Origin of the sequence: Mitsuokella apri (assembly GCF_047974105.1) — a bacterium.
Taxonomy (GTDB): Bacteria; Bacillota; Negativicutes; order Selenomonadales; family Selenomonadaceae; genus Mitsuokella.
Map to the genome: position 1 here is coordinate 340,878 of NZ_JBHYRS010000003.1, position 12,989 is coordinate 353,866.

A 12,989-nucleotide genomic window follows, 5' to 3' on the forward strand; every position below is an offset into this window, starting at 1 on the left:
TGATTTTATTTGCGCGGAAACATATAGACATCTGGAAAATAGGGAAAAGAGGAATCGCTTTGAATCGGGTATATAAAGTAATTTTCAATCGCACAAAGGGGCAATACGAAGTCGTCCCGGAAATTGCCAAAAACGGCGGCAAAGCACCGAAACGCTCCACGGGAAGACACGTCCACCATTCTGCCGGCATCCTGCCCACGGCCGCGCTGCTCTCATCTTTGTTGTTTTCGGGCGGTACCTGTGCGGCAGCGGCATCAACTACAGTCAATGCAGGCGATACCATTGAGGCTGGAGATAATATTTCCGTTACATCTGAGCCAAAAGAAGGTACAGAGAAAAATATCGTCATTGCCGTTAACGGCGTAGCGACTAAGTTAGATCTCGATGCTGCCAAACAGGATGTGTCGGCGAATAAGACGCAGATTGACACAAATAAAACCGATATTGCGGCGAATAAGGATGATATCAAGAAAAACGCCGATGCCATTGCAGAAAATAAAAAGAGCATTGAGGACAACAAGGCGTCAATCGCTGCGAATAAAACGGCGACAGAGACAAATGCCACGAATATTGCCGACAATAAGACAAAGATTGACAATAACTCGACTGCCATTGCCGGCAATAAGTCGGACATTGCTGATAACAAAACGGCTATTGAGAAAAACAAAAATTCAATCGCCCAGAATGCCACGGCTATTGACGCTTTGCAGAAAGTCAACGCAAGTTTAGGCCTGAGCGGTGATAAGTCGGGCATCAAATATTTCCGCGCTAAGTCATCGGGCACGAATGATGACGCTTCGGCTACAGGAGAGGACGCCCTGGCAGTCGGCAAAAATGCATCTGCTTCCAAGGAAAAAGCTATTGCCATTGGCATGCAGGCCGACGCCAGCGGTAACGGCGCCATTGCCATTGGTGGCGAAATCCGGACCGGTACAGGTACGGACAAAGTCCGTAATAAAGGTGCCGAAGCAGCCGCCGACAATGCCACGGCCATCGGCACGAATGCCGAAGTGACAAAGTCGGCGACCAATGGCATCGCCCTTGGTCATGGAGCCATCACAGGTGTCCGCAGCGGTATGACGCCGGATGATGGCACAGCTGCTTTGATGGGCGGTGGCGGCAGAAATAGTATTTCCATCGGCAACGAAGCCAATGCCCGCGGCGGTTCGGCCATTGCCCTTGGTGATAATGCCGTTGTCATGAATGACGCCAGCGGTTCGACCGATGTAACAGGCCGCACGGTTTCTCAAAATGGCATTGCTATCGGTACGAAAAGCAAGACCGTTTCCGAAAATGCCATGGCCATCGGTTATAAAGCCCAGATTGATTATGGCAGTACCGGGGCCACGGCTATTGGTACAGAAGCACATGCCACGAAAGAAAATGCTTTGGCCATTGGTACAGGGGCAACAGTCGATCACGCAAATGCCTTGGCCGTAGGCACGAACGCAAAGACCACCAAAGACGAAGCAATTGCCATTGGTAAAGATACGCAGGCTGCTGGTGATGTGAGCATCGCCATGGGCAGCGGCGCGACGGCCAAAGCCAATAACGTTGTTTCCATTGGCCATGGTGCCGAAGCCAATGTTGTGAACTCTGTAGTCATCGGCGAAGAAGCTGGCCAGGGAATGATGAGTTATACGACGAATGTCAACGGCTCTCATGTAATGATTGGCAACAAAGCCGGCCAGAATGTCGATGGTCAGGAGGATATTTCCTTAGGCTTTAATTCTGGCAGCAACGTCAAAGGCAATTACAATATCGCCATTGGCTCAGAGGCAGGTACTTTTATCGGCAAACAGGCAACCAGCACGACAGAAAATTCCTCAGACGGGAAAAATGTATCGATCGGTTATCATGCCAATCATTACGATAAGGACACCGTAGCTTTCATTTCCGCAGCTACGGCCTTGGGCGCAGAAACCACTGCGAATAAATACAGTACAGCGGTAGGTGCGAAAGCGAAAGCGACGGCTGAAACGTCGACCGCGATAGGCTATACTTCTTTAGCAGCAGATGAGGACTCTATCGCGATCGGTAATGGAGCGGAAGCTCACGGCATCGGGAATATCGCCATTGGCAAAGGCTCTTTGGCAACAGATGCTATGTCCTCTGGCAATGCTTATTTAACGGGAACTACAGCTACACAGGTTGTTTCTATAGGCAAAAACACGACAGATGGTTTGCGTCGTATCGTTAATGTTGCGGATGGCTCCGATCTTCAAGATGCTGCTACTATTAATCAGCTGAAAACATTGCAGCAGCGTTTGGAGTCGCAGATTGCCTCCGCACCGGCGGGCAGCAGCAAGGGCGATACCGTAACCTATTCCGGTAACAATAATGAGTACGTACGTCTGGAAGATAAGAATAAGGGTGCCGTGCAGATTAAGAATGTCAAGGATGGTACAGAAACTACCGATGCTGTAAATAAAGGACAACTGGATAATACTGTCGAGCAAGCAAAAGTCCATTATTATTCGGTCAAGACGGATAATAACGGTACCGCTGCAGCAAACTATAAGAATAACAGTGCTTTCGGCACGAATTCCTTAGCGATAGGCATTAAAGCTCTCGCTACCACAGATGCAGAGCGCGGCGTGGCAATTGGTAATAATGTTCAGGCTCAAGGTATAGGCAGTATTGCTATAGGTACTGGTTACCAAGATGAAACAATAGGTAAACTGATCGATACTTTGGCTAAGTCGGACGATGACGGTCATGTGGTCTATCAATATAATATGGCAATTGGTGCAGGTGCTCAATCTGCCGGTAATAATTCGGTAGCCATCGGTACCAGAGCGATTACTCAACAGCAAGAGGGCAAAGGTGCGACTGAAAATAATGATGCCATTGCCATTGGCTATTTTGCTGAAACGTCTAATGTGCGCGGCGTAGCCATGGGCGCACAGGCGAAGAGCAGCGGTCACAGCGCTAATGCCATCGGCGATCAGGCCAAGGCCTTAGGTGAGAATTCAATTGCCTTTGGCACCAGTAGCCAGGCCAATTCGTTAAATTCCATCGCGATAGGCAATGAGACTTCTGCAACGGATGGCAATAACGCTACGGTAGTTGGCGAGAATTCACATACCAGCAAAGCAGCAAATGCCAATGTCTTTGGCAAGGATAGCAACATCATCAGTGAACAGCCCGACAATGACCATGAGGTCCGCATCAGTGACAGCAGCATCGTGGGCAATTCAAATGAGATTACCCGCAATGATGCAGCTAAAATTAAGAATGTCATGATCAGCGGTAACAGCAATAAAGTGCAGGGCAGCACGGAGAAGGATCCACTTGACGCCGATATACTGGATGAAATCAATATTACCGGTACGAGTAATACTGTAACCCTCAAGGACAATACCCTGCCGGTTAAGGATATTACCATCATGGGTAATGAAAACACAGTAGAAGGCAGCTCGGAACTCCCGATGAAGGGCGGTACTTCTTTATCCAAAATCCAAATTCTCGGTTCAAATGTCAACGCCACTGTTGCCAATTCCGTTTATTTAGGGACGGATTCGGCCGCCTCAGCCAGTGTGACAGACCGGACCGCAGGTATCAGTGAGTATATAGGTACTTATGACAGGCAAGCAGCTGGTCAGAAAGCTGCTGGCGTCGTGACCATCGGCAGCGTAGACCATGAACGCCGTTTGCAGAATGTCGCGGCCGGCCTCGTCAGCGAAAAGAGTACGGATGCCGTCAACGGCAGTCAGCTTTTCCTGCGCACGCAGCCGCTGCGCTTCGCCGGTGATAACTCGATTATTGGGGATACGTCGGCAGCTGACCAGAATGTTTTGCATCGGAATTCCGATCAGGCCATGTCCATTATTGGCGGTGCTGATATCAATAATCTCAGTGATAGGAATATCGGTGTTGTAGCAGATAAAGACAAGAATACGCTGACAGTTAAACTGACAAACGATGTTCATGTTAACAGTGTGACCACGGGCAATACCGTCATGAATACAGATGGCGTCACGAATGGCAAAACAACCCTGAATAAAGATGGCATTACGATTACGCATACTGCTGTAGACAAAACGGATATTGTCATCAACGAAGGCAATATCAGCTTCGGCGGCAACCAGGTCAAGAATATGGGAAGTGGCATCAATCCTAAGACTAATGCCTATGATGCAGTTGCCGATACCAATGGCGCCAATATCGGCGATGCTAAGAATATTTCTGATGCCAGAAAGACGATTGTAACGTCCAATGATAAAACAGTTTCCATCACGAAGAGTGCACAGGATAATCATGATGTTTATGATTTGTCCGTTGATTATGGCAAAGCAGCTCAAAATTTGAACTTTAAATATGCTGGCGATACGGGTAATGGCAGTACTCCGTTGAGTAATACCATGAATTTCAATGGTATGACCAATCAGGTTGTGACGAAAGCTGAAGCAAATGGCAAAATCACATTTGGGCTCACGGATGAAGTAGATATTGGTCAAACAGCAAGTGGCAGTGATGGTAAAATCAATGTCAATAACAAGAATGGCACGACCGGTGTATCTATCTGGACCAACAGCGATAGTCAGAACGGGAAGACGCAAGGTGGTCATATCATCCTGAATGGAGAAAAAGACAGTAATGCTACAAAAGGGGCCTATGTCGACATCTGGACAGCTTACAGTGACAATGCGCTGACGCCGTCGACAGATGGCAAAAAAGCCAGCCGTATTGTTTATCAGGATAGCGAAAATGGGAAACAGGAAGTCGCTAACTTAAACGATGGGCAGAAATACAAAGGCGACTTCGGCAATAACGGCGAGGCTGCTGCTGTCAAATTGAACCATCAGGTCAATATCGTCGGTGATGTTTCTGACTATAATAAAGGAAAAGACAAAGACCATCAGATGAAAGAATCAGACCTGATGGACGGTGCGGCGAATGTCGGCGTTATTACGACGAAAAATGGCGATGATGCTACGCTGACCATCAAGTTGAACCGCAATCTTCATATCGATTCTACGACGATGGAGAAGTCGGATGCCAAGGGCAGTATTACCAATATCACGAATGCCGAAGGTTCGACCATTACAAAGACAGATGCTGCTGGCAAAGCGACAGCAACTACGTCCACTTCTGCTGGTGCTCTGACTATCCAGAATGGCAAGACCAAGACGACGATTGACCAGAACGGTATTGCGACGAATCACATCAACGTTGGCGAAAAAACGCGCATCGGTGATGCGGCTGCCAAGATTGGCAATGTCAACATCGACGGCAGGAAAGGGCAAGTCAAAGTCGGTGCTGACACGACCATCAATGATGGTGTTGCTTCCATCGGCGGAGTTAAGATTGGCCAGCATAAAGCTAATGACTCTAATCTCACTATTTTCGATAAGGATGGCAATGCCACGGCGAAGAAAGATAAAGCCGGCAAGTATGTGACGGGTCTCGACAATAAGACTTGGAATGATGATAATTCCTATGTCAGCGGTCGTGCGGCAACGGAAGACCAGCTGCATCAGGTCGTGTCGAATCTCATCGGACCAGGGGCCAAAGGCGGTTTCGGCTTGTCTGCTAACGGTGACAGTGTCAAGAAGGCTTTGGGCCAGACCATTGCCATTAACGGCGACGGTACTTATGACTCTACTGGCAAACAGACAAAAGCTGGAAATATTATTACATCCGTAGACCATGGTGCTATCAAGGTATCCTTGAATCGTGACCTCAACATCGACTCCACGACGATGGAAAAGACGAATGACGATGGCAGCAAAATCAGCAATGTGACGAATGCAGCCGGTTCGACACTGACGAAGACAGACGCCAGTGGTAAGACTGTCGCAAGTACGACCACATCTGCCGGTTCTCTGACTATCCAGAATGGCAAGACGAAAACGACAATCGACAAAAACGGCATTTCAACGAACCATATCAATGTCGGCAAAACAACGCATATCGGCGATGGGATTGCTAAAATCGGCGGTGTGACCATCAATGGCAAAGGTGAAAAGGATGGCAATGACCAGCATAAGAGCACCGTTACAGGCCTGACAAATAAAAAATTTGACACGAATCATTTAGATTGGTACAGCGACTCCGGCCGCGCGGCTACAGAAGCTCAGTTGAAGACGGTTTACGACAAAGCTTCTCAGCATACGACGGTCACTGTCAACGATAATGAGCAGGCACCGAGCACTGACGGCAATTTGGTTCTGAAGAGGAATGACAACAAAGATGGCAGCAGCAACTACAATCTTTCTCTCAATGATAATGTCACGCTCGGCCATAAAGACAAAGACGGCAAACTGACTGTCCAGAGCAAAGACGGCACGAAGTCGATTACGACGGATGGCCATTCGGGTCAGTTGACATTCAAAGATGGTGACAATGAAGTTTCCGTCAAGGCAGCAGCTGCAGTAAAAGGTGTGGACGGCACAACCTCCATCAAGCGTCTTGCCATGGACGGTCACACTGTTGCTACCTTGGACGACGGTATGAAATATGCCGGTGACACAGGCGATGCTTTGAAGCAGACGCTCAACAGTACGACGAATATCAAGGGCGGCATTTCTGATGCCACGAAGCTTTCGGACAACAATATCGGTGTTGTCTCAGATGGCAAGGACACGCTGACGGTCAAGCTCGCGAAGGATGTCAAGGGCCTGAACAGCATGGAAGTCACGACGGTCAATGCGAAGACGGTCAATGCCGACACGTTCAATGCAGGCAATACGACCATCAACAACGGCGGCCTGACTATCAAGACAGAGGATGCAAATCGTTCTCTGACGATTCGCGACGGCAATGTCAGCATGGGCGGCAATCAGATTCACAATGTCGCCCCCGGCACGGCCGATGACGATGCCGTCAATGTCTCGCAGCTCAAGAAACTCGGCGGCGAGGTCAGCAATGTCAGCAACCGCGTCAACCGTGTCGGTGCCGGCGCGGCCGCCCTTGCTGCCCTGCATCCGCAGGATTTCGACCCTGACGACAAATGGGATTTCGCAGTCGGCTACGGCAATTATCGCGGTGCCAATGCAGCGGCTGTCGGTGCCTTCTATCAGCCAAACGAGGATACGACTTTGTCCGTGGGCGGCACGGTCGGCGGCGGGGAAAACATGGTCAATGTCGGTGTCAGCTGGAAGTTTGGTCAGGGCAACCACATCACCCGTTCGCGCGTGGCCATGGCCAAGGACATTCTGGCCCTGCAAAATCAGGTCAATGTCCTTTCGCAGAAGCTCGCGGCCTATGAAGCCGCCGGCCAGCAGCCAAAGGCCCTGCCGGCCACGGGCACGATGACATTCCCGGATGTACCGGAAAATCACTGGGCTTATCAGTACGTGAAATATCTGGCCGAACGCGGCTACCTGCAGGGCTATCCGGATGGCGAATTCAAGGGCGACAGGGCCATGACCCGCTACGAATATGCGGCCATCATTTACCGTGCGCTGCAGAATGGCGCTCCGTCCGATGGCAATATGGCGCGCTCCGTTGACGAATTCGGTCCGGAACTCACGAAAGTCCAGAACATCGACCGTTTCCGCGTCGACCGCATCTCCGGCAAGGACAACGACCGCCACAAAGTCGAACGCGTCCGCGTCAATGATCAGGACCATCCGGACAAAGGCGACTACCGCGACGTATACGGCTCGCGCATTGCCAAGTGACAAAACTCTGCTGTAAAACATCGATTGCATGACAAAATGATTTAGGTATATATAAGTGACACATCTTTTGTCAAGACAGATATCACAGCGAGATTATATTTTTCGTATTTTTTGCTCAAGAAACAGTATCTTTTACGAGGATGCTGTTTCTTTTTTTATGTATTTTCGTGATTAAGATATGTTGCTTCGCGTCATTTGACCTTCATCTTAGAACAGACCGTAAAATTGTTTATGTAACCTTAAGATTCAGTTAACTCTGACTAATGGTTTGCAGAAAAAGAAGAGATATGGGGGAGTTTTGTCATGAAGCATTCACATCGCAGGCGCCGCAGCGCATTTAAGGCAAAAGTCGGACTGACTACGGCTGTTTTGCTGACTTTGTCAGGGCCGATGGCCGCGCAGGCCGCGGAGAAACCGTATGGTCCCTTAAAGTATTTTATAAAAATAATAAAATTGAGAAATTTATTAAAATATGTTAAATTATATGATATAAGGAGCATTCCCGTTAAGATCAAATTCCAGGTTTGAGCAAAAAAGAAAACTCCCCTAAACTAGAGATATACACCGGGTCGTCAAAGCGCCCTAAAAAAATCTAGTTAGGAGAGTTTCCAATATGAATTGTACACAGAATCTCAAGATTAGTCAAATCAATAAAAGCACTTTAGTCGTCGGCATCGACATCGGATGCACCACGCATTACGCACGTACCTTCGACTGGCGCGGCAGAGAAATCGGCCGTGTGCTTAAATTCTACAATTGCCGGGATCAGTTCGAGCGTTTTCTCCGCTATATACGCGGATTGGCGCGTGAGAACGGCAAGACCAACATTCTCGTAGGAATGGAACCAACCGGCCATTACTGGTTTGCCTTGGGGCAGTTTCTCGAGGAACACAATATCACGCTTTGCATGGTCAATCCATATCATGTGAAGCAGACCAAGGAACTGGACGACAATAATCAGACAAAGAACGACCAGAAAGATCCTAAGGTCATTGCCAAGCTCGTCATTTCAGGGCGTTACAGTTATCCGTATGTCCCGAAAGGCATTTATGCGGATCTTCGCATCCTGAATACCATGCAGCTGAATTTAAATAAGGAACTTATCCGGTACAAAAATCAGCTGGCGAGGTGGTTCAATGTCTGGTTTCCGGAGTATCAGGAAGTTTTCAAGAATGTCGGGGCAAAAAGCAGCCTGCTGTTGCTTGAGAAGGTTTGCACGCCAGACGCTATCGAGGCGCTGGGCGCAGAGGGAATCAACGCAATCTGGCGGGAAAAGATCCGCGCGGTAGGTATGAAACGTGCTCAAAGACTGGTAGACGCCGCCAAAAGCAGCATCGGCCAGAAAGACGGACGCCGCTCGGCGGCATTTCAAATGAAAATGCTGCTGTCGGACTACCGCAAGGTACACAATCAACTGGAAGAGGTTATGGCAGAACTGGAAATGCTGTGTCAGCAGATTCCGGCAACCAAGCAGATGCTGGCCATCAAAGGGATTGGCGTCAGGACGGTTGTAGGATTTCTGGCTGAAGTGGGAGATATTAGACGTTTTCAATCACCGAAGCAAATCCAAAAGCTGGCAGGACTCGCTTTGAAAGAGAACAGCTCGGGAAAGCATCGGGGAGAAACCACCATCAGCAGGCGCGGCCGCGCCCGCCTCAGGACAGTTCTCTTTACCGCAGCAATCTCGCTTATCAGTAAAAACGAGGCTTATCAGAAGATACATCAACATTTCACGCAGCGGCTTCATAATCCGCTGAAAAAGAAACAGTCTGTCGTAGCTATTGGCTGCAAACTCATACGGATTTTCTACACATTGCTCAGTAAGGACGTCGCTTACGACGAAGAAAAGATGCTGAAAGATATTGTCTGGGAAAACGAATTGTTAGCAGCATAAGGGAACGCTCAAATATCTCTGTTTTCGGGTAAAACGTCCACCGTAAGGTGCCAGGAAGTAGAGCAGCACAACTGAAAGAGAAGAATCGGTAGCCAGATTTATTTCCATTAGAGCGCATAGCGACTCAGCAAAGGAGCATAATGGCACCCAGATATGGATAAGCGGAACGAAGGAATTTAGGACTCTGCCATGCAGATGATCCTGTTAGACATGGGAGGTACGTTGCCATAAAACGAAGGGGATTTTATCGGTCTTTGAAAAATCAAGGCAATGACGTTAGCTTTGCTGCGCCAAAAATCCCACTTACGCCGTGCAAATACGCCATTCATCCATATACGCAAGTTCTTCAATAAATATGCTGCTACGAAAAGCTGCGAAAACAGGAGATATTTGAAGAAATCTTAAGATTATATAGGGAGGTGAGTTGGATGCTTTCCAAAGATGTTCTTCGCATTCTTCAAGTATCGAGGCCGACTTTAACGAAATATGTCAAGACTGGTATCATCCGTGTCCATGTGATGCCAAATGGCCATTATGATTATAATGAACAGGATGTTTATAAATTTCTCAATAAGGACGTCAAACGCAGGACTTATATTTATGCCCGGGTATCCACCAAGAAGCAAAAGAAGGACCTTGAAAATCAACTGCAAATGCTGAAAGAGTTCTGCTTTGCTAACGGCTATACCATCAACGGTGTCTTTTCGGATATTGCCAGTGGCATCAGTTTTGAGCACCGGAAGAATTTTTTCAAGATGCTTGACGACGTGCTGGCAGGACGCGTAGAACGTGTTGTCATTACTTATAAAGATCGTCTGTCACGAGTAGGATATGAATTATTCTATTATCTATTTCAGAAATATAACTGCGACATCGTCGTTATGAACGAAGTCGGCTCAGAAGAACTTGACTCACAGGAAGTATTTGGAGAGATTGTCAGCTTGCTTCATTGTTATTCCATGAAGCTCTATTCCAGCCGCGGAAGACTGAATAAAATCAAGGAGGCGCTTGAAGATGAGCCGGCGAGCGGAACGCCATCGACTGAAAAAGAGCACCCCGTATTATGAAAAAATCCGGCAGTTCTGCCATTTGGCCAAGAATTTATACAACCATGGCAATTATCTGATTCGGAAGGAATTCATTGAAAACAGAAAATGGCTGCGTTATGGTGAGCTGGATGTTCTCTTGAAAAAAGATACGGAATATCCGGATTACCGTGCCATGCCGACGGCCCAATCTGCCCAGCAGACGCTTCGCCTGCTTGACCGAAATTGGAAATCCTTTTTCGCGGCCATCAAGGACTGGAAAGTACATCCCGAGAAATACAAGGGGCGTCCGAAGCTGCCAGCTTATAAGCGGAAAGATGGCCTTTCCTTGCTGATTATGACAAATCAGAACTGCAAGTTACGGGATGGATCTATTCAGTTTCCCCGGGTTTTCGGTGATTTTAAAGTCAAGCCTGTTTTCACGCAGCAGGAACATGCTGTCTTTCAGCAGGTGCGTTTTGTGCCAAGCGGCGACAGCATCATGATGGAAATCATTTATGATCTGCCCGATGTGCCACAGAAACAGGATAATGGCCGTTATGCATCGATTGATATCGGTGTCGACAATCTGGCGGCGATGGTCTTGAACGTCGGTCAGGCCCCATTCCTTTTCAAGGGGACGCCGCTGAAAGCCATCAATCAATATTACAATAAAAATCTGGCGAGAATGCGAAGTATCTGTGAGCGGATGAATGGACGCCATTCATCGAAGCGAATCACGCAGCTCACGGCAAAGCGGAATCGCAAGATCGAAGATTATCTGCATAAGGCCAGCAGGAAAGTCATTGAAATCTGTGACAGACACGATATTTCTATCTTGGTGATTGGTCAGAATAAAGGTTGGAAGCAGGAAGTATCCCTTGGCAAAAAGACGAATCAGCATTTCGTGCAGATTCCTTTTGCCAAATTCATTCAGATGCTGCAGTATAAGGCCGAATCGGCAGGCATCCAGGTCGTTATGACGGAAGAAAGCTATACCAGTGGTACATCCTTCCTTGACAACGAATGCCCAATAAAAGAATTCTACAATAAGAGCAGACGTGTGCATCGCGGCCTTTTTCGTGCTAACGACGGCCAAACAATCAATGCTGATGTCAATGGAGCTTTTCAAATTATGAAAAAAGTATTCCCGAACGTGAAGGCCGACGGGATAGAGGGCGCAGCGTCACGCCCAACTGTAGTAACATTTTTGATGAAAGAAAAGCACGGCCTTCGTCGTGCTTGACTTGAGAAACTGCGAACAGTAAAATTTATTAAAAATTTTATCTATAATGGATTTGATTTATAATAAATGTGACGTGACAGTGTCAGCCGCTGGGGAGCGGCTGAGGCCGCGGAAGGGGACTCCATCACGGTCAATGAAGTCAATGGCTGGGGCTCATCGGAGAAGGATCCGGTCCATCTGAAAGTCGGCACAAAGGATACGCAAAATGTCACCGTCCATAATTATTCTGCCGGGGAGTCGGACTTTCCTACACGCAGGGCAAGGGCAGCTATCTCGGCGGTTACAGCGATGTGACGGGCTGGGGTCTCGGCCTTTACGATACACGTGCCAAGAGTGACGGACAGTACCTTGACTTTGCCTTGCGGGGAACGCATCTGGAGGGAGAGCTTCACGGGGCTTACAGTCATGGCGAGAATCTCGACAATAACGGTTACACTTTTAGCATGGAATACGGCTGGAAGCATTCGTTCACGCCAAATAAGCAGGGCTGGTTTGTCGAGCCTCAGGCACAGATGACATTCGGCTGGCTCGATGGCGCGGACCTGACTTTGGCAAACGGCGTGCATTACCACGAAAACAACATCAAAAGCGCGGTCGGCAGGGCCGGGCTGCGCATCGGCTATGAAGGTGAGCAGGCCCAGTTCTTCGCCAAGGCCGACTGGTTCCACGAATTCGGCGGCAGCAGTCAGCTGCATCTTGCTGATGATGAAGGTCAGCTGCATCTCGATACCGACTATGGCGACAATTGGTTCGAATACGGCCTCGGCCTGACGGCGAACCTGACGAAGAACAGTCAGCTCTATGCCGACATCGAAAAGAGCAGCACGGGCTCCTACCATAAAAAATGGGGCTGGGATGCCGGCGTCCGCTGGAACTTCTAAAACAAAATCGATAGGGAAAACGCAAAACATGCAGGCACAGACACCTGCATGTTTTTTTTCATCGAAATAATGGATAAGACATCATCGCAATCGTTTTAGCATAGTGGTATTGCATATGTTATAGGATTTGCATATAATATATGGATGAAAAAACAAAAAGATTTCAAAAAAATGACATCATACAGGTACCTGTATATCGAATTCTTCTTGTTTTTTTTCGCAATTCTTGTGCTATAGCGTAAGCGCTTAATAATCCAGTGTATTTAAATCCTTTCACCCATATGAGATAATACTCTCGCACGGAAAACTCAAAAT

At 48.1% G+C, this 12,989-nt stretch carries 4 protein-coding genes and 1 pseudogene; all 5 read left to right on the forward strand.

Features of this window, described 5'->3' with window-relative positions; genetic code table 11:
• Positions 1 to 59: 59 nt before the first annotated feature.
• Complete coding sequence (locus tag ACE419_RS06560) at positions 60 to 7,628, forward strand: ESPR-type extended signal peptide-containing protein (RefSeq protein ID WP_435721413.1); 7,569 nt, start codon at positions 60 to 62, stop codon at positions 7,626 to 7,628.
• Positions 7,629 to 8,241: 613 nt separating this feature from the next.
• Complete coding sequence (locus ACE419_RS06565) at positions 8,242 to 9,522, forward strand: IS110 family RNA-guided transposase (protein WP_435721414.1); 1,281 nt, start codon at positions 8,242 to 8,244, stop codon at positions 9,520 to 9,522.
• Between the two features lie 428 nt (positions 9,523 to 9,950).
• On the forward strand, positions 9,951 to 10,589 hold the full coding sequence (locus ACE419_RS06570; RefSeq protein ID WP_435721415.1) for an IS607 family transposase: 639 nt from the start codon (positions 9,951 to 9,953) through the stop codon (positions 10,587 to 10,589).
• A complete protein-coding gene (locus ACE419_RS06575; protein WP_435721416.1) occupies positions 10,537 to 11,793 on the forward strand; it encodes an RNA-guided endonuclease InsQ/TnpB family protein in 1,257 nt (418 codons plus the stop codon). The genes ACE419_RS06570 and ACE419_RS06575 overlap by 53 nt, the downstream gene beginning before the upstream one ends.
• A 245-nt stretch (positions 11,794 to 12,038) precedes the next feature.
• Positions 12,039 to 12,674: pseudogene (locus ACE419_RS06580) on the forward strand (autotransporter outer membrane beta-barrel domain-containing protein); the annotation flags it as partial.
• Positions 12,675 to 12,989: the final 315 nt, after the last annotated feature.